The organism is Thomasclavelia cocleata, from assembly GCF_900102365.1.
Lineage (GTDB): Bacteria > Bacillota_I > Bacilli_A > Erysipelotrichales > Coprobacillaceae > Thomasclavelia > Thomasclavelia cocleata.
On sequence record NZ_FOIN01000012.1, the window covers coordinates 38818 to 60567 of the forward strand.

The 21750-nt window shown below is 30.5% G+C and carries 11 protein-coding genes; 3 read left to right on the top strand and 8 right to left on the bottom strand.

All coding sequences use genetic code 11. The features are described 5' to 3' along the window. Positions 1-20: 20 nt before the first annotated feature. The 6 genes from carB to BMW96_RS06530 all read right to left on the bottom strand — a co-directional run bounded on the left by carB (position 21) and on the right by BMW96_RS06530 (position 13968). The gene (gene carB, locus BMW96_RS06505; protein ID WP_092353696.1) at positions 21-3218 is read right to left on the bottom strand and encodes a carbamoyl-phosphate synthase large subunit; all 3198 of its coding nucleotides are present in this window, start codon (positions 3216-3218) and stop codon (positions 21-23) included. A gap of 1 nt (position 3219) precedes the next feature. Continuing rightward, complete coding sequence (locus BMW96_RS06510) at positions 3220-4290, bottom strand: carbamoyl phosphate synthase small subunit (RefSeq protein WP_092353698.1); 1071 nt, start codon at positions 4288-4290, stop codon at positions 3220-3222. A 159-nt stretch (positions 4291-4449) separates the two neighbouring features. Next, the gene (locus tag BMW96_RS06515; RefSeq protein WP_092353700.1) at positions 4450-5922 is read right to left on the bottom strand and encodes a glutamate synthase subunit beta; all 1473 of its coding nucleotides are present in this window, start codon (positions 5920-5922) and stop codon (positions 4450-4452) included. Between the two features lie 2 nt (positions 5923-5924). Next, complete coding sequence (gltB, locus tag BMW96_RS06520) at positions 5925-10418, bottom strand: glutamate synthase large subunit (protein WP_092353702.1); 4494 nt, start codon at positions 10416-10418, stop codon at positions 5925-5927. Between the two features lie 14 nt (positions 10419-10432). Next, the gene (gene purF / locus BMW96_RS06525; RefSeq protein WP_418361234.1) at positions 10433-11833 is read right to left on the bottom strand and encodes an amidophosphoribosyltransferase; all 1401 of its coding nucleotides are present in this window, start codon (positions 11831-11833) and stop codon (positions 10433-10435) included. Between the two features lie 56 nt (positions 11834-11889). Then, a complete protein-coding gene (locus BMW96_RS06530; protein ID WP_092353706.1) occupies positions 11890-13968 on the bottom strand; it encodes a glutamine synthetase III family protein in 2079 nt (692 codons plus the stop codon). Between the two features lie 1409 nt (positions 13969-15377). Between BMW96_RS06530 and eno the strand changes: the two genes are divergently transcribed. The 3 genes from eno to BMW96_RS06550 all read left to right on the top strand — a co-directional run bounded on the left by eno (position 15378) and on the right by BMW96_RS06550 (position 18887). Then, complete coding sequence (gene eno / locus BMW96_RS06540; RefSeq protein WP_092353708.1) at positions 15378-16646, top strand: phosphopyruvate hydratase; 1269 nt, start codon at positions 15378-15380, stop codon at positions 16644-16646. A 205-nt stretch (positions 16647-16851) separates the two neighbouring features. Then, positions 16852-17595 carry a LytR/AlgR family response regulator transcription factor gene (locus BMW96_RS06545; protein WP_092353710.1) on the top strand — a complete coding sequence of 248 codons (744 nt, stop codon included), beginning with the start codon at positions 16852-16854 and terminating at the stop codon, positions 17593-17595. Continuing rightward, positions 17592-18887 (top strand): sensor histidine kinase, encoded by a 1296-nt coding sequence (locus BMW96_RS06550; RefSeq protein WP_092353712.1) that lies wholly within the window; start codon positions 17592-17594, stop codon positions 18885-18887. Before BMW96_RS06545 ends, BMW96_RS06550 begins: the two co-directional genes overlap by 4 nt. Before the next feature lie 821 nt (positions 18888-19708). Here the strand turns inward: BMW96_RS06550 and BMW96_RS06555 are convergent. Beyond that, positions 19709-20548: a class C sortase gene (locus BMW96_RS06555; RefSeq protein WP_092353714.1), complete on the bottom strand. Its 840-nt coding sequence runs from the start codon at positions 20546-20548 to the stop codon at positions 19709-19711. After that, complete coding sequence (locus BMW96_RS06560; RefSeq protein ID WP_143050714.1) at positions 20545-21405, bottom strand: class C sortase; 861 nt, start codon at positions 21403-21405, stop codon at positions 20545-20547. The genes BMW96_RS06555 and BMW96_RS06560 overlap by 4 nt, the downstream gene beginning before the upstream one ends. Positions 21406-21750: the final 345 nt, after the last annotated feature.

Genomic DNA, 21750 nt, shown 5'->3' on the forward strand with positions numbered 1-21750 from the left:
TATTCCCCCATAGTATAATTTTATAATTTGGTGATATCTATCAATGAAACATCCCCATCAATTCTTTTATCTAGGCAGTCAATTAACACTCTAGCAGTATCTAATGATGTATAAATCGGTATTCCTGCTTCTACTGCAAAACGACGTATAATGAATCCATCTGTAATATCATTAATCCTATATGGAATATTGATAATTAAATCGACTGTATCAGTAAGTATCAAATCAAAAATTGTATTTTTCTTTTCATCAATTCGATTTATCAAGTGCACATGTGGTATCTGATTTTCTTTTAAAAATTGATAAGTTCCTTTTGTACAATAAAGAAAATAACCAAAATCCACATATTTTTTTGCGATTGGCAAGAATTCTGCTTTTGCTTCATCTTTAATCGTACAAATAATATTTTTCTTTTTAGACAATTGAATCCCTGTCCCTACAAATGCTTTATACATAGCCTCATCAAAACTCTTAGAAATTCCAAGAACTTCACCTGTCGATTTCATTTCAGGACCCAAGGCAATTTCTGCACCTGTAATTTTTTCAAATGAAAATACTGGCATTTTAATCGCAATTGTCTCTTTTTCAGGTACTAATCCATAACAATATCCTTGTTCTTGAATAGAAATTCCCATTATAACCTTTGTAGCAACATCTACAACAGGAACACCTGTTACTTTTGAAATATATGGAATAGTTCTTGAAGATCTAGGATTAACTTCAATCACATAAACTTCATCTTCATAAACAATAAACTGAATATTAATTAATCCCTTAACATGAAGTGCTTTTGCTAGTCGTTGAGTATAATCCACAATAGTATCTTTAATTTTTGGTTTGATCTTTTGTGGTGGATAAACTGAAATACTATCACCAGAATGAATTCCTGCTCTTTCTACGTGTTCCATGATACCAGGAATCAATACACCAAATTGGTCACATATTGCATCAACCTCTACTTCTTTTCCAGCTAAATACTTATCAATAAGAATAGGATGATCTTGATATTGTTGAGTAATCATTTTCATGTATCTTTTTATATCCGCATCATTTAAAGCAATAACCATTCCTGCTCCGCCTAATACATAAGAGGGTCTGACTAAAACAGGATATTTCAAACGATGCGCAACTTCTAGTGCTTCTTCTGTAGTAAAGACAGTTAATCCACGAGGACGAGCAATATGACATTTTTCTAATATTTCATCAAATCGCTCACGATTTTCTGCAGCATCCACGTCATCTGCATCAGTCCCTAAAATTTTAACACCCATATCTGTTAATGCTTGTGTGAGTTTAATTGCAGTTTGACCTCCAAATTGAACAATAGCTCCATCAGGCTTTTCAATATCAACAATACTTTCCACATCTTCTCTTGTAAGTGGTTCGAAATAAAGTCGATCAGCAATATCATAATCAGTCGATACAGTCTCTGGATTATTATTAATAATGATTGTATAATAACCTGTTTCTTTTAAAGCCCAAACACAATGTACTGAACAATAATCAAACTCAATCCCCTGTCCAATACGAATTGGACCAGAACCTAATACTATAATTTTTTTCTTTTTATCTTGAAAAGCAGCCTCATTTATACCACCATGAACAGAATAATAATAAGGTGTTGTTGCATCGAATTCACCAGCACATGTATCTACTATTTTATAGGAAGCACGTACATTATTATCAATTCTCATTCTATGAATATCTTGTTCACATTGATGAGTTAACTGGGCAATGACACTATCTGGAAATTGTAATCTTTTAGCTTTCTTTAATAAATTAACCGTTAATTTTTCTGTTTTTAAACGATTTTCCATTTCTATTAAAACTTTAATTTTATCAATAAACCAGACATCTATTTTTGTAATTTGATGAATATCTTCTTCACTGATCCCTTTTCTTAAAGCTTCTGCAATTACAAAAATTCTTTGATCATCAACATCCTTCAATTGATTTCTTAGCTGATCTTTATTCATCTCAGCAAGATAATCCAAATGTAAATAATAAATATTTTGTTCTAAAGAACGTAATGCTTTCATTAAAGCTCCTTCAAAGTTATTACAAATTGACATGACTTCACCAGTGGCTTTCATTTGTGTTCCTAAATGATGGGAAGCATTCACAAACTTATCAAAAGGCCATTTAGGTATTTTACATACAACATAATCTAATGTTGGTTCAAATGAAGCATATGTCTTTCCAGTTACTGCATTTTTAATTTCATCAAGTGTATATCCCAAAGCGATCTTCGCTGCTAATTGAGCAATCGGGTATCCTGTTGCTTTACTAGCAAGTGCAGATGAACGAGATACACGTGGATTGACTTCGATAACACAATATTCAAAACTATCAGGATTGAGTGCATATTGAACATTGCACCCTCCTTTAATATTTAATGCTGTAATAATATTAAACGCTGATGTTCTTAACATTTGATAGTCCTTATCAGATAATGTTTGAGAAGGTGCAACAACTATGCTATCTCCAGTATGTACACCAACTGGATCAATATTTTCCATATTACAAACAGTTATACAATTTCCTTTATTATCTCGCATAACTTCATATTCAATTTCTTTCCATCCCGCAATACACCTTTCAATTAAACATTGATTTACTCTTGATAAACGGAGTCCATTTGAACAAATATCATATAGTCCTTCTTCGTCATAAACAATACCACCACCTGTTCCACCTAAAGTATAGGCAGGTCGAACAACAACTGGATAGCCAATTTGACGTGCAAATTCTAAAGCATCATCAACATGATTCACAACAACACTTGCAGCTACAGGTTCACCAATGGATTCCATTAATTTTTTGAATTCTAATCTATCTTCTGCCAACTTGATTGTTTGTGTATCCGTTCCAATCACTCTTACATGATGTTGATCTAAAAATTCTTCATCGTCTAATGCCATCGCTAGATTCAAAGCATTTTGTCCCCCTAGCGTTGGTAAAATACAATCGGGTTTTTCTTTAATAATTAATTCTTTGACAATTTCAATAGTCAGTGGCTCAATATAAACTTTATCTACAATATCACGATCAGTCATAATTGTTGCAGGATTTGAGTTAATTAAAACAACTTCAATTCCTTCTTTTTTGAGTGCTCTACAAGCTTGTGTTCCTGCATAATCAAACTCAGCAGCTTGACCAATAATAATTGGACCTGAGCCAATGACTAATACTTTTTTTATAGTTAAATCTTTTGGCATATTATTTTTCCTCCATCATTTCAACAAACTGATCAAACAAATGATTCGTATCCATTGGACCTGCACAAGCTTCTGGATGAAATTGCACAGTCTTGATTTTTTCATTCAAATATTCAATACCTTCAATAGTGCCATCATTGACATTGATAAACCAGGGTCTTGCTTTTTTAGAATCAATAGATTCTTCGTTAATGACGAAATTATGATTTTGCGTAGAGATATAAACTTGACCTGTATTTAAATCTTTAACTGGATGATTTGCTCCATGATGACCATATTTCAATTTTTTGGTATGAAATTGATGTGCTAAAGCTATTAACTGATGTCCTAAACAGATTGCAAAAATAGGAATTTGACTTTGTATCAACAATTTGATTTCTTCAATCAATGCTTCGTTTTCACTTGGATCACCTGGTCCATTTGATAACATAATGCCATCATAGTTTCCGTCAATAATTTCTTTTGCTTTTGTATCAGCAGGATAGACTGTCACTTCCAAATGACGTTCAACTAAGCTTTGTACAATATTTCGTTTAGCTCCTAAATCTAATAAGGCAACTCTTAACTTTCCCTGACCAACTGTATAAATAGAAGAACACGTTGTTTCTTCAACAACATTATGAATCATGTAAGCCTTAATCCGAGGGAATATTTCTGTTAAATCATCATAATGAGTTGTTGTAATCATCCCATTCATACACCCCTTGCTACGAATAAGTTTTGTCAGATATCTTGTATCAATTCCTTGAATACATGGAATATGATGTTGAATCAAATAATCTTTTAAATCAATATTCTTTCTGAAGTTACTACCTATTCTAGATAATTCATTAACAATAAAACCTGAAATATAGGGTTTAACTGATTCTTGGTCTTCTAATGCAATCCCATAATTACCTATTAATGGGTATGTCATAACAACTGATTGTCCTGCATAGGAAGGATCTGTTAAAACTTCCAAATACCCTGTCATTGATGTATTAAAAACAAACTCACTAATGACCTCTTTTTCTTCACCAATATATTCTCCTTCAAAGATATTTCCATCTTCCAAGATTAAATAACCTTTCATGTTTATCCCTCTCTTCCTTTATTAAAAATATATTATATATATAACTATTTATTATTATTTTACAGTATATTAGTTTAATAAAAAATTATCAATACTTTAAAATAATTTATTATCTTTATTATAAAATACTATTACCAAAGCTTTGGTAACAGTATTTATTTAAAGATTTGAATAGCCCATAAGATCTTTATCAACCACTCTAGCAACTTCTCTTCCCTCTTTAATTGCCCAAACAACTAATGATTGTCCTCTGCGCATATCTCCAGCAACATATATTCCTGGTTGATTTGTTTGATAATTTGTATCTGCAACTGTTCCTCTTGGTGTCAAATGAACACGAAAAGCTTGGGCTATTTTCTCTTGTGTACCTACAAATCCAGCAGCAATTAAAACTAAATTTGCATTAATCACTTTTTCACTTCCATCAACTGGAATCATTTGCATTCTTCCATCAATAATTTTAGGTTCTAATGAGATCAAAACAACTTGTTTGAGATTTCCTTGATCATCTTTTAAAAATTCCTTGACTGTTGTCTTATATATACGAGGATCTTGATGAAACAAAGCAATTGCTTCTTGTTGTCCATAATCGGTTTTTTTAACTCTTGGCCATTCTGGCCATGGATTATTAAGTGCCCTTTTACATGGCAATTCATCCATCATTTCTAACTGAATAACATTTTTACATCCTAATCTTATAGCAGTCGCAACACAATCATTTCCAGTATCGCCACCCCCTATAACAACTACATTTTTATCTTTTGTATTAGCAAATGAAGATTGATAAAGTTGATGACTCAAATATCTTTTTGTTACCTCACTAAGATAATCTACTGCAAAATAAATACCTTTGGCATCTCTACCTGGTACATTGATATCTCTTGGTTTTCTAGAACCACAAGCTAAAATAATGCGGTCATATTGTTTCCTTAAATGATTGACTTGTTTTTTATTTTCAATTCCACTATTGACTTTAAATTCAATACCTTCTGCTTTCATAAGTTGAATACGACGATTGATGATTGATTTATCCAATTTCATATTCGGAATACCATACATCAACAATCCCCCAATACGATCATCTCTTTCAAAGACAGTCACATAGTAACCACGATGATTTAAACAATCAGCTACTGCTAAACCTGAAGGTCCAGAACCAATAACTGCAATTTTTTTATTAATTCTTTGTTTTGGTGGTTGAGGTATCATAAGATTTTGAGCAAAACCATTTTCAATAATAGCTTGTTCATTATCTCTTACAGTAACTGATTCACCATTCAAAGAGCATGTACACGCTGCTTCACATAAAGCAGGGCACACTCTTGATGTAAATTCTGGAAAATTATTTGTTTTTAGTAATCTTTTCAATGCCGCTTGATAATGATGATGGTAAATGAGATCATTCCATTCAGGAATCAAGTTTTTTAAAGGGCATCCTGATACCATTCCTTGTATCATTTGTCCATTTTGACAAAATGGAACTCCACAATCCATACATCTAGCGGCTTGTGCAGATTGTTTTTCCAATGATAATGGTTTATGAAACTCCTTGAAATCTTGTATACGTGTAAGTGGATCTATTATTTTTGATTCTTGTCGCTCAATTTCTAAAAATCCAGTTGGTTTTCCCATTATTATACCCCTTTCTTAAAAGCGTTGAATGCTTCAACTTTTGCTTGTTCTTTTGATAATCCTTGTTGTTCAAAAGAGCTAATTAAATTCATCATTTTTTTATAGTCATGTGGAATAACTTTTTTGAATAATTTTACCTCTACATCAAAATTATCTAATATCTTTTTAGCAATAGCTGATTTTGTATGTTGATAATGTTTATCAACCCATTTTTTAATTTGTTCTTCATCATAACGTTGAGATACATTCGTAAATTCAATCAATTCTTTATTGACATGAGAATAAAATGTCTTATCAGGATCATAAATATAAGCAATTCCTCCTGACATACCAGCCGCGAAATTTCTACCTGTTTTTCCAAGTACAACAACAATACCACCTGTCATATATTCAAGACCATGATCACCAACACCTTCAACAACAGCAATTGCTCCTGAATTTCTGACTGCAAAACGTTCTCCAGCAATTCCATTAATATAGGCCTCACCTGAAGTTGCACCGTATAAAGAAACATTTCCAATAATAATATTATCTTCTGCTTTAATGACTGACCCTTCTGGTGGAACAACAACCAATTTTCCTCCTGATAGTCCTTTACCAAAATAGTCATTACTATCTCCATGTAAAGATAGATTCAGTCCTTTAGGAATAAATGCCCCAAAAGATTGACCCCCACTTCCATAACAATTGACTTTAAAAAAATCTTCTTCTAATGAATTTCCATATCGTCTTGTAATATCAGAACCAAATAATGTTCCAAAAGAACGATCGATATTTGAGACTTGAACATCAATTTCTTGACTTTGTCGCTTTTTAAGTGCATCCAATAATTTATTTTCTAATATTGTACAATCTTTTGTTAAATTTAATTTGAAGTCATACATATTTTTTGAATCAAAACATACATTCGTATTTTTCACATGAAGTATTCTTGTTAAATTAATATTTTCAGCTTTTTTATCTTTTACCTTTAATAAATCAACTCTTCCAACCATTTCTTGAATTGTTCTAAACCCTAGTTGAGCCATGTATTCTCTTAACTCTTGTGCAATAAAACGCATAAAGTTTTCAACATATTCTGGTTTTCCTGTAAATCTTTTTCTTAAAATTGGATTTTGAGTAGCTACACCAACAGGACATGTATCTAAATTACAAACTCTCATCATGACACAACCCATAGTCACTAATGGTGCTGTTGCAAAGCCATATTCTTCAGCCCCTAATAATGTAGCTATTGCCAAATCTCTTCCTGTCATCAATTTACCATCTGTTTCTAAGACAACTCGACTTCGTAAATTATTCATGATCAGTGTCTGATGGGCTTCTGCTAACCCAAGTTCCCAAGGCAAACCTGCATTATAAACAGAACTTCTAGGTGCAGCACCAGTTCCGCCATCATGACCAGAAATTAAAATAACACCTGCCCCTGCTTTTGCAACACCTGCCGCAATAGTTCCTACTCCTGCTTCAGAAACTAATTTCACTGATATACGTGAATCTCTATTTGCGTTTTTCAAATCATAAATCAACTGTGCTAAATCTTCTATTGAGTAAATATCATGATGAGGTGGGGGCGAAATTAAGCCAACACCAGGTGTTGAATGTCTTGTTTTAGCAATCCAGGGATAAACTTTTCCACCTGGTAAATGACCACCTTCACCTGGTTTAGCACCTTGAGCCATTTTAATTTGAATTTCACGAGCTGAACATAAATATTCACTTGTTACTCCAAAACGACCAGAGGCAACCTGTTTGATTGCCGAACATTTTGAATCACCATTTGGAAGTACATGAAATCTTTCTTCATCTTCTCCACCTTCACCACTATTTGATTGACCATGAAGACGATTCATGGCTATAGCCATTGTTTCATGCGCTTCTTTTGAAATAGAGCCATAAGACATTGCACCTGTTTTAAATCTTCGAACAATATTGTCCACACTTTCTACTTCATTAATTGAAATAGGCGTTACTTCTTTAAACGTCATAAGACCTCTAAGATGAATTTGTTCACTTTCTTCATCAATCATTTTTGTATATTCTTTAAAAATATGATAATCACCTAATCGTGTTGCTAATTGTAACTTATGAATAGTTGCTGGATTATAAAGATGTTCTTCTTTACAAGAGCGTCTTTTATGATCACCTGCTGAATCTAAAATAATATCAACATCTAATCCTAATGGATCATAAACTTTATTATGTCTGTATTCCACATCTTCTTCAATATCTTTGATTGTTTTTCCTTCAATTCGTGTGATTGTTTTAGGAAAATATTTATCAACCAAGCGAGAAGATAAACCAATGACTTCAAAATTTTGAGAGCCACGATATGATTGAATTGTAGAGATACCCATTTTTGAAGCGATTTTTACAATACCATGTAAAATACCATTATTATAATCATCAACAGCTGCATAATAATCTTTATCTAATAATCCTTCTTCAATTAAATGATAAATTGTATCTTGCGCTAAATAACCATTAATTGCACTTGCGCCATATCCTAATAAAGTTGCATAATGATGCACCTCTCTAGGTTCAGCTACTTCAAGAATCAAAGCTAAACTATTCCGCTTTTTTGTACGAACCAAATATGAGTTAACAGCACCAATTGCTAACAAAGAAGGAATTGGTAAATGTGTATCATCAACTCCCCTGTCTGATAAAATGACAATATTACATCCTGTATGATAAGCCTGATCAACTTCTACAAACACACGCTCAATTGCTTTTTCTAATGATGTATTTTTAATATAAGTAATATCTACTGTACCTACTTTAAAACGTTCATCTTTTAGTTCTTTTATCTTTAGTAAATCAGTATTACTTAAAACAGGATGATCAATTTTAATCAATTGACAATTTTTCGATGTATCTTCCAACATATTTCCATCTTTGCCAATACATATACTTGTAGAGGTAATCATTTCTTCTCTAATAGCATCAATTGGGGGATTTGTAACCTGTGCAAATAATTGTTTAAAGTAGTTAAAAAGTGGTGGATGATTTTTTGATAACACGGCAAGTGGTGCATCATTTCCCATCGCAATTATATTTTCACTACCTGTTAATGCTAAATTTTTAATATAATTTGTATCTTCATAACTATAACCATGAATCATTTGTAATTTTGTGAGTTCTTCATTTTTATAACGATTGACACATGTATTAGGAATTTTGATATCAGCTAATTTTAATAGATTTGTTTCTAACCATTCTCCATATGGTTGTTTTGTCGCATACTTTAATTTAAGATCATCATTATTAATTAATTCCCCTTTTTTCGTATCAACCAATAACATTTTCCCTGGTCTTAATCTTTCTTTAAGAATGATATCTTTTGCTGGAATATCTAAAGCACCTACTTCTGAAGATAATACAAGATAATGATCTTTTGTAATATAATATCTAGATGGTCTTAATCCATTTCGATCAAGAATGGCTCCCATAACATCACCATCACTAAATAAAATAGATGCTGGTCCATCCCATGGCTCCATAAGCGTTGCATTATATTGATAAAAATCTCTTTTAACTTGTGACATATTTTTATCATTTTCATAAGGTTCTGGAATACATAACATAACTGCTCTAGGTAATTCCATACCAGACATGACTAAAAATTCTAATGTATTATCTAACATAGCAGAATCAGAGCCAGTTTCATCTACAACAGGATAGACTTTTTTTGTATCAATTTTTGTCGTATACATATTTTCTTCACGACACAACATATTATTAGCATTTCCTTTAATCGTGTTAATTTCACCATTATGAACAATAAAACGATTAGGATGTGCTCTTTGCCAAGATGGCATTGTATTTGTAGAAAAACGTGAATGAACTAATGCAATAGCTGATTGGTAATCTGTATCCTGTAAGTCTTTATAAAATGAGCGTAATTGATGAACAAGGAACATTCCTTTATAAACAATCGTACGACTAGATAAAGAACAAACATATGTATCTTTAAATTGACTATGTTCAAACATTCTTCTTGCCTGATATAATTTGCGATCAAAATCTAACCCTTTTTTAATCTTGTCATTTTTTTCAATAAACGCTTGTGTAATATATGGCATTGCATCCAAAGCAAATTGACCAAGTACAGAAGGATTAACAGGAACTTCTCTCCATCCAATAAATCTCATACCTTCTTTTCTAATAATCGTTTCAAACATTTTTTGAATGCGAGCACGATACTTTTCATCTTGAGGCATAAAAAACATACCTACACCAAAGCAACCTTTTTCAGGAAGCTCAAATTGTGTGACAACTTTTTTTAAGTATTGATAAGGAATTTGTGTTAAAATTCCAACACCATCCCCAATTTCACCTGTTGCATCTTTCCCTGCACGATGTTCTAACTGTTGAACAATTTTCAATGCATCATTGACAGTTTTATAGGTTTGAATCCCTTTAATATTAACAACTGCGCCAATTCCACAGTTATCATGTTCAAGAGAAGGATTATATAAATTATTCTCTTCCATACATTTTCCTCCAATTATTTTTCTTCTTTATTTGCATGTTCGAACGAATCATATAATTTTGTCACATATTGACCATCGAAACATGACATACATAGATCATTACAATGTGTTTTATCAATTGATTCTTTTAAACCCTCTTTTGATAAGAAAGCTAATGAATCAGCTTGCAAATAATTACATAATTGTTGTATATCCATCTTATGTGAAATAAGTTCCTCTAATGTGGAGGTATCTACTCCGTAAAAACATGGATATTTAATAGCAGGAGAAGCAATACGAACATGAACTTCTTTTGCTCCTGCTTCTTTGAGTTGACAAATGATTCGTCTAGAAGTTGTTCCTCTTACAATCGAATCATCAATAATAATGACTCTTTTTCCTACTACAATTTCTTTGATAATTGATAACTTTAATTTGACACTCTGTTCCCTTAATGTTTGAGTAGGTTGGATAAAAGTACGACCTACATATTTATTTTTTATCAATCCCATTTCATAAGGAATATGACTTGCTTTAGCATAGCCCATCGCTGCAGACAGAGAAGAATCAGGAACCCCAATGACAATATCACCTTCTACAGGTGCTTCTTGATATAATATTTCACCTGCTCTTTTTCTTGCACTATGAACATTAATACCATTTATTGTACTATCTGGTCTTGAAAAATAAACATATTCCATTGCACACATTTTATTTTGCAGATTAGTTTCCCTATATTTTTTTGTTTGAATTTGTTGATTTTTAATACAAATGACTTCTCCAGGTTCTATATTTCGAATAAAATCAGCCCCAATAACATCAAAGGCACATGTTTCTGATGCTAGAACATAACTCCCATTTGATAATTGTCCTAAACTTAACGGTCTTAATCCATAACAATCCCTTGCTCCATAAATACGATCTTCAATCATAATCACAAAGGCAAATGCACCATCTAATTGCCTTAATGCTTGGCATATGCGATCAACAAAACATCCTTTAGCTCTTTTAATTAAATGACCTAAAACCTCGGTATCTGATGTCGATGCAAAAATACTACCATCTTTTTCAAGTTGTTTTTTTAATTCATTAGCATTGACAATATTCCCATTATGAGCAATCGCCATCGATCCGCTCATTGTACGAAATAAAAATGGTTGTACATTCATTATTCCACTACCACCAGCTGTTGAATAACGTACATGCCCGATTGCCATGTTTCCTTTTAATTTAGCTAATTGATCTTCTGTAAAGACATCAAAAACTAGCCCTTCTCCTTTATGTACAATCATCTTATGATGATTAACAACACAGATTCCTGCAGCTTCTTGTCCTCTATGTTGTAAACTGTGTAATCCATAATAACAATAGCTTACAGCATCATCAACACTTTCTATCGCAAAAACACCACACTCTTCATGAATTTCATCTATCATAATCATTTGTCCTTTCTGTTTTAAAAAAAGTAGGGGATATAAATCCCCTGTAAAGATTAAATACCAAATAATAAATCCACATAAGTAGGCATTGGCCAACAAGAACTATCAGTTATATTTTCAAGAGTATCTACTGTTTCTCTTAAACTTTGCATTGTTTCAAGGACATCATCTCTCCACATCATAGCAATATCCAATACATCTAAATCACTATCCTGTGCTATTTTGATATTTTCTTCTAATGTATCCATTTTTTCTTTCATTTCTTTAACTAAAGCTGTTAATTGATTTGTTTCTTCCTTCATAAATGTACTATCTAATCCAGCATCTTGCATCTTTGTTAATTCAGAAGCTTTCTTAGCTAAATAGCCACATACAGCTGGATAAATTTGTGTTTTTGCCATTTTTAACGCTGTTAATCCTTCTACTTGAATTGTTTTTGAATAGTTTTCTAGTAAAATATCATAACGAGAATCTAATTCAGTTCTAGAATAAACACCTAAACGATCTAACATTTGAATAAATTTTTCATTCTTCAAACATCTTAAAGCATCTACAGTATTTTTATTGTTAGGTAAACCTTTTCTAGCTGCCTCTTCTTCCCATTCAACAGAATATCCATCTCCATTAAAGATAATACGTTGATGTTCACTAATGAATTCTCTAACAACTTCATCAAATGTCTTACCCTTTTCTAATTCTTCAGCCATTTCAATCATCTCTTGTGCTAAGATAGCATTTAAAATTGTATTTGGTCCAGCAACAGATTGTGAGGAACCAACTGCACGGAATTCGAATTTATTTCCTGTAAATGCAAATGGTGAAGTTCTATTTCTGTCTGTATTATCTTTTGAAAAAGTAGGTACAACTTCAACACCTGTACTAAATCTTTCTTTTTCTTTTTCTTTTGTATCTTCTCCAGTAACAATCATATCTACTAAATTATCTAGTGTTTTTCCTAAAAACATAGAGATGATTGCTGGAGGAGCTTCATTAGCACCTAAACGATGATCGTTGCCAGCAGTAGCAACTGACATTCTTAATAATTCAGCGTATTCATCTACACCTTTTATTGTACAAGCCAAAGCAACTAAGAAAGGTTTATTTTCTCTAGGATTTTTTCCAGGATTAAATAAATTAATCCCTGTATTTGTCATAACAGACCAGTTATTATGTTTACCAGATCCATTAATACCTGCAAATGGTTTTTCGTGAAGCAAACAACGTAATCCATGTTTTTTAGCGATATCTTGTGCTAACGTCATAAGTAAATGATTGTTATCTGTTGTTATATTGACTTTAGAATAAACACAAGCTACCTCATGTTGAGCTGGTGCCACTTCATTGTGTTTTGTTTTAGAAGGAATGCCATATTTCCATAATTCACGATCCAAATCAGCCATAAATGCTGCTACTTTACGTTTGATAGACCCAAAATAATGATCTTCAAGTTCTTGTCCTTTTGGTGCCATTGCACCAAAAAGTGTTCTACCAGCTAATTTTAAGTCCATTCTTTGTTGATAGTAACGATCATCAACTAGGAAATATTCTTGTTCTGCTCCTACAGAAGCTGTAATACTTGTGACATCAGGTTCACCAATTAACGGCATTAATCTTTTTGCTGCATGACTTAAAGCATCACAAGATCTTAATAATGGTGTTTTCTTATCTAATGCTTCACCAGTATATGAACAGAATAATGTTGGAATATATAATGTTCCATCTTTAACAAAAGCAGGAGATGTACAATCCCAAGCTGTATATCCTCTTGCCTCAAATGTTGCACGTAATCCACCACTTGGAAAAGATGATGCATCAGGTTCTCCTTTTCTTAAAGTTTTTCCACTGAATTCAAGTACTGCACGTGTTCCATCTGGTTCTAAAAAAGCATCATGCTTTTCAGCTGTCAACCCTGTCATTGGTGTAAACCAATGAGTAAAGTGTGTTGCCCCATGTTCAATAGCCCAAATCTTCATTGCATTTGCAATCACTGTTGCACACTCTTTTGATAACTCTTCACCTTTTTCCAAAGATTCATGAAAAGCCTTATAAATAGATTTAGGAATCCTTTCTTTCATTACTTCATCAGTAAATGCATTGCTTCCATAATCGTCGATTAGTTGATTTAATTCCATATCATCGTCCCCCTTTAACAACCTTAATTTTATGTATGTATTATATAACAAAAAATATTCTCGTGTCAATAAAATATTATTATAATAATTAAATATTTTCAGAAAGCTTTCATTTAAATTCTTAACAATACCTGCATATTTATATCTATACACATGAAATCAATAAAAAACGAATTATCACCTTTTATCAATCCAAATAAAAAATATGATGAAAAATTATCTCTTTTATTATTTCACACTGCTTTTCTGTTTGAACTGTAAATTATTTTACCTGTTTTGTTGATTTTCAAATATACTAATATGCGGTTTTATATGTATCATATTTTTAATGACTGAATAGGGTAGAGAAATAAATTCTAGATTTATTGCCCCTCCCATTGAACTTATCACAACTTTTTGATTATCCCGAATTCGAGATAATTGAACCGTACGTACGGGTCTCGTATACGGCTCTACATTTATATCGCTATCACAAACTCTTAAGGTAGTAATCGTGGGGTTTGACTAAACCTGGTCTGTCCCCTTTCTTTATGCCTAAAACTTTTGGTGATATTGTAAAATTAACGACATTCATCGCACTTCTTCTATACCACCCTAACCTTGTATTCGCACACTTGTAAATATCTTCTTCACTAAACCTGCATCGACATGCTTTGTTTAGCTTCATTAGATTTATATATATCGTCTTTGATTTCTTCCATTGTTTGATTATGATACATCTTATCTTATGGTGTAACCATTGTCCAAATTCATCTGGGAACTGTTTAATACTTCCTGTTCTAAAATAGATTACTGTCCATTCCATAATACGCTGTTATTTCCATATGTTCTATCCCCTAATAAATAATTTCTGTTCTTCTTGTTTTTCCTTTTTCTATTTTATCTGTTTTTTCAGCATTACTTTTCTTTTTTTGACCAATGTTATAGATATATAGATTATCAAGCCATTGAGAATATTCAAGAGGTGACAGGAATCTGTATATTTCATATCATATAGGACAAAAATATTAAATGAATATATCATATAAATGTGTTTTCATCATAAAGATGAACCAGAAGAAGTATATGTAAACGTAGAAAACTAGCACATACTCTTTTATTTGTCCTTTTGTAATTTTAGTTGAATATTATATTATGATTATCTCAATTATAAAAAAACAGGTATAAGTTTTATGGAGTTATTAATGGCACAGTTTATACCTTTTAGTATATTATAATTTGCAGTTTTTGTGTTAATTTTATTATTTAAAAATTGCAGTTTAATAATATGCCACATTTATTTAATCTATCCCATCAAAAAAATCTATTTTAGCTTATAATAACAATTATTTTAATAATCCTATCTTCTTAAATATTTGATTAAAGCACATTAAAAGCGTTCATAATAATTTTGAAGGAGTGATAAGATTATGCCATATATTAGTGATATATATGCAAGACAAGTATTAGATTCAAGAGGATTTCCTACTATTCAAGTTGAAGTTACAACTGAAAGTGGTTTTCATGGTAGTGCCATTGTGCCTAGTGGTGCTTCAACAGGTAAATATGAAGCACTGGAATTACGTGATAATGATGAAATGCGTTATCAAGGAAAAAGTGTTTTTAAAGCCGTCAATAATGTCAATGAAACCATCAATAAGCTTTTAAAACAAAAATGTGTTTTAGCTCAACGTGAAATAGATTTAGCAATGATTCGCTATGACAATACGGAAAATAAATCTAAATTAGGTGCTAATGCAATGTTAGCAGTATCCTTAGCAGTAGCTAATTGTGCCGCCAATTATTTAGATATTCCTTTATATCGTTATCTAGGAGGTTGTAACGCAAAAATTTTACCAACCCCAATGATTAACATTGTAAACGGTGGTAGTCACGCTACTAACTCCCTAGATTTCCAAGAATTTATGATTATGCCTATCAGTGCCAATTCGTTTTATCAAGCGATGGAAATGGCAACTAATGTTTTCCACACTTTAAAATCTATTCTTAAAAAGAATGGTCTAGCAACATCAGTTGGTGATGAAGGTGGCTTTGCACCTAACTTAGAAAATAATGATGATGCTTTAGACCTAATCATCAAAGCAATTAAAGAATGTAATTTAGAACCAGGTAAAGATATTGCCATTGCCTTAGATGTCGCTGCAAGTGAATTATACCATGATGGTATCTATACAATAAATAGCCATGATTATACTAGTGATGAATTAATTAAATATTATGAACACTTAGTTAACAATTATCCTATTATATCAATTGAAGATGGGTTAGATCAAGAAGACTATGAGGGATGGAAAAAACTTACAATTAAATTAGGAAATAAAATCCAATTAGTTGGTGATGATTTATTTGTTACAAATACTAAAAGATTACAAGCTGGTATAAATGAACATTATAGTAATAGTATTTTAATCAAATTAAATCAGATTGGTACACTAAGTGAAACTATGGATTGTATTGAATTAGCACTCAAAAATAATATTGCCCCTATTATTTCACACCGTTCAGGTGAAAGTGAAGATACATTTATTGCTGATTTAGCAGTAGCTTTAAATGTTGGACAAATTAAAACTGGTTCAATGTCAAGAAGTGAACGAATCTGTAAATATAATCGTCTTTTAAAGATTGAAGATGATCTAGTTGGAAGTTCTTGTTACCAAGGTAAAATAAACAATAAATAATGAAAAAATGGTTTAACACAACTTGTTAAACCGTTTTTATTTACCTTTAATGAAAATATGTTAAACTTAATTGATTTTTAAAACAAAATTTGGCATAATTATGAAAGCAGCCAAATACAAAATATAACAAAAATATTTTGTTTCTCTATATTCACTTTTAATAAAGTCATTTATTATATTGACATTATTGAAGGAGGAATAAAGAATGTTTTCAATTGCAGTTTGTGATAATGATAGATTAGATTTATCACTAATATTGCAGAGTGTAGAATCCTGGATTAAGCAACATAAAAATATTGATTGGAAAGTAACCCAATTTTTACAAGCTGATGAACTAATAGATACAATCAATAAAGGAAAGCATTTTGATCTCTATTTATTAGATATCATGATGCCAGAAACTAATGGTATCGAACTTGGCCGAATAATCCGTAAGAAATATTATGATATTCCAATCATCTATATTACTTCATATCCAGAATTTGCTTTAGATGCCTATGGAATTCATGCCCTTAGATATATAACAAAACCAATAAATAACAAAGAACTATGGTCAGCCCTTGATTTTGCATATATATTTTTCTGCAACAGACCTATTAGTACGATTTTGATAAAAGGGATTAATTCTGTTACTAGTGTAGTTATTGATGATATTATGTATATAGAAAATAATGTTCGCAATACTGTTTATACTTTAAACAACAATAAACAGATTATAAGCATACGTCGTAATGGTTCATTTGAAGAATCTCTTGGACCACTTTTAAAAGTTCCTTATTTCATTCAAACACATAAATCATTCTTCATTAACTTAAAATATGTCAGTGCATTACATTCTAATACAATTACAATGGATGATAATAAAAAAATTCCTATCAGTAGAAAACATCTTTCCACTGTTAGAGCTAAATATTTAAACTTTATTACTAAAAGAGGACAATTAGTATGACACAAAATGAATTTATGTTTCTAAAATGTCGAATTTCAATGGTCTTCTTATTGCTTTTTATATATATTTTTTTACCTTTACGTTATAAAAAAAGTACAACTGTGATTATTTTAGTACTTAGTTTCATTATAAGTGGTGTAGTTGAATATTTTCAATTCATTATTTTAATCAAAAATAAATATTCATTAATAGCAACAATTTTAAGCATTATAATTGTTCAAGGAACTAACTTATTATTATCATATTATCGAGACTTTAGAGCATTATTTATAGGAATAACTGCTGTTGCGTATATTCTAGTTGGAAATATAGTTTCTTTAATTATTTGGATATATAATCCTAATTATTTTTATACGCTTATAATTCAAAGTGCTATTAATATCTTACTTTTAATTTTTACAATACTTTTTTTAAAAAAACGATATCATTTTGAATTAGAGAACCACAAAAATGGATGGCTCTCATTATGTTTGATCCCTTCTCTTTTTTATACTACAGTTTACTCACTAGTTGTATGGCCTGGAGATATTAAAAATACACCAAAAAATAGTTTAGCAATTATCTTTTCACTATCTATCACCATTGTTTCATATATAATTTTAGGAAAGTTATTCTATCAACAGCGAAAAAATGATATTCTTGAAAGGAATAATGAATTTTTAGAAACATATTCGTCTAGTTTACGTCGTGAAATAGAGTTGACTAGAACAGCAGAAGAAAAATATGCAATCCTAAGGCATGATATTAGACACACTAATAATTTAATTATATCTTATTTAAAAGCTAATCAAATTGATCAAATATATAAGTTGTTAGATGAAGTGAATCATACTCTGGATGAAACTAAACCTAAAATATATTGTGAGAATGTTGTCTTAAACAGTATTATTTCTAGTTCAATCTTAAAAGCAAAAGAAAATCAGATTGATTTTAACATCACTGTCGATGTACCCAAAAACTTAGATAAAATCAATGAATTTGAATTAGCCACTGTATTATCAAACCTTTTAGAGAATGCAATTAATGCCACAATAAAACTCCCTATTCATGAAAGTAAAATTTGGCTTAAACTTTATCCAATAAAAAATCAGTTATTACTAGATATATCTAATACATTTAATGGAAATTGCAAAATTTCTCCTATCACTGGTCTTCCAATCTCTAAAAATGGTGCAGGACATGGTTATGGTTTACGAAGTGTAAAAGCATATGCTAAAAAGTGGGATGCTGTATTTGAATATTCTATTGAAGCAAATACTATTTTTAAAGTAAAAATACTAACAGTTATGTAAATTACTTAATATTAATTTGAAATAAATTATGGTAAAGATATATACGACCAATGAAATTATATATAGTTTAGCTAAGGAGGAGTGTTTTATATTATGTTTAAAATGACTAGAAATCGTTATATTTCTAGTCATTTTTTGTCTTTTATGAATTTGTACTATCAATAAATTTATTAATATTATTTTTTACAATCTCTATATTAGATTTATCAAAGAATATCTTTTTAGTCCATTCTTAACTAAAGTACATCCATTCATCAATTCTTATACCGCCAACTTCAAACCATAAGATTTTTAAATAAATCACTTAATCATGAGTGATTTTTTAAACAAAATTAGCACTAATCGTGCAAAACTAGCGATTCTACACTGTCAATATTATGATAGAATAATCTTGTATGTTAAACTACATACAAATCACGTTATAAAATGGAGAAATTTATAAAAGGTAATATAGAGATGGCTGCAAAATCACTATATTTACTAAATAATTGTGTTTAAAATCGCATTGATTACTTTATTGATTATTTTTGGAAGCAATATTTTACAACTAATTCTCCTATACGTGAAAATCCAAAAATATTTTATAAATACTAACAGTATGGGCCACTAATAGTATTTTATCAATAATATAATAAAGATGTATGATATTTACCAATTTTATTGTATTGATAAGAGCTTTATATATTATTTGTCTTATATAAAATGTTATTTATAAATATCATAGTATACTTTCCTTATATCTACTGTGATTTTAATAGCAACTAATTATTATACAAATCAAAGCTTTTATAAAAGTAAAATATCGCTTAAAAGCGATATTTTTATTTTGCTCTTCTTTTATATAAATAAACAACAATAATTCCTATTCCCAAAACTGCCAACATTATATATGGTAGATTTTGTTCTACTGCAATATCCCTTTTGGAAGATATAATACTATTATCTTTATTAGGTATCATAATACTATCATCAAATTCATTACTACGTCTACAATAAACAACATATCTTTGATAATTATTACGATAAGGGTGACATGTAATCAAAGTTAACATATCCTTTCCCTCTTGAATCAACACCTGTTCACTTTCAGTTGGGTATATAACTTTTATCTCATAAACGTTATATTTTAACTGTTCCCAATAATTATCGATAATAATTTCATCACCTATTTGCAAATCTTCGATATTTCTAAAAAAAGCTGCTCCACGATAGCCACGATGTCCAGCTAAAACACAGTTAGTATTCTTACCGCCGATTGGAAGTGATGTATTACCTAAATTAACAATTCCTCTGTTCATATTTTCCTTAGTAGCACCAAGATAAATCGGCATTTTAAGTTCCATTTTAGGAATTGTAATAGTTGCTACAGCATTATTCTTATAATCATAATCATTAAATTTAAACTCTTCCTGTTTAAAAGTCCATGCATCACTAATCTCAGATTGTCCTGATAAATATAAAGTTTCATTATAAGCCATCATCGCTTGATATAATGCATCTTTTTGCTTTGAATAGGCTAAACTACTATTGGTTTTAAATTCCTCAATTGCATCTCTAACCTCATTATTTATCATCCAAGAAGAAATATGTGGATACAAGAAAATGCCTAATCCAATCAAAAAACCTATAATTGTCAATGCAACTATAAATTTCCTTATCATTCTTTTTTCCTCCAAACAGCTATTTTAATTTTTTTTGTAACTACACCAATAACCAAAAATGCAATAATTATTCCTACACCACTAATAATTGATTTAATATATTCATTAAACCACACATCTTCATTACCTTTTTTAGCTTCTTGTTTTTCTTTATCTGGATTATATTCAACCCGATGTCCTCTAACTAACAAACGATGACTATTAATTCCAAAAGGCGTACATGTCACTAAGGTTATATAATCTTCTCCCTTAACAATTCTTAGATCATCAGTTTCAGTAGGTTTAACTACTTTTATATTATCCACTTCATATGCTAAAATTTCATCTAAAACATAAATATAAAATAAATCTCCATTATCTAAATTAGCTAAATTTGTAAATAAATCCGCAGAAGAAAGACCAGAATGAGCCGATAAGACAGAATGAGTATCATTTCCACCAACCGGAAGAGAAGTTCCTACAAGATGTCCTACCCCTTTTAACATATGCTCACTATCTGTACCATGATAAATTGGTAAATTTACATCAATTCGTGGTATTTTAATATAAGCCATAACATTATCATCAGTAAAATTTAATATTTCATAATATTTTTCATCAGCCATGCTAATAGCATTAGGATCAAAGGGATCTGATAAAATAACTGTTTGATTAAGTTTTCGATTATAAGTATTTGCTAGATCTTTTTCTTGAACAATTCTTTGTTCATTACTATTATCAATTTCTTTTTGATAATTAGTTATAACACTCATTTGACTTTTTTTAGCATACATATTACTTATCAACGGATATAAACTAATTACCAAACCAATTATAAATCCAACTATTAAGACTACTTTAACTACTTTTTTCTTCACACTAACATCCTTTATGTAAATAAAGAACTACTAAAGTAGTTCTTTATTTGGCTATTCAAATAATTTAGGGGGCACAAGTTTAGGGGACAACTTTGGGGGTCAACTTTAGGGGGATGACCTTACAAAAAAGACATTAAAAAAACAACAGCTGGAATTAACTAGTTGTTGTTTCTTTTTATAGTTCTTTTATCATTGATATTGTCTAGATACTATGAAAGGAACTATATGATTAATGATATCATGAATTTTTTAAACATTGAAGATAAAGATATAATTATTACCAAAATTTTAACTGATGGAAATATTAAAGAGGTTCATCTGGAAAAATCTCTTAAAGCTGAATAT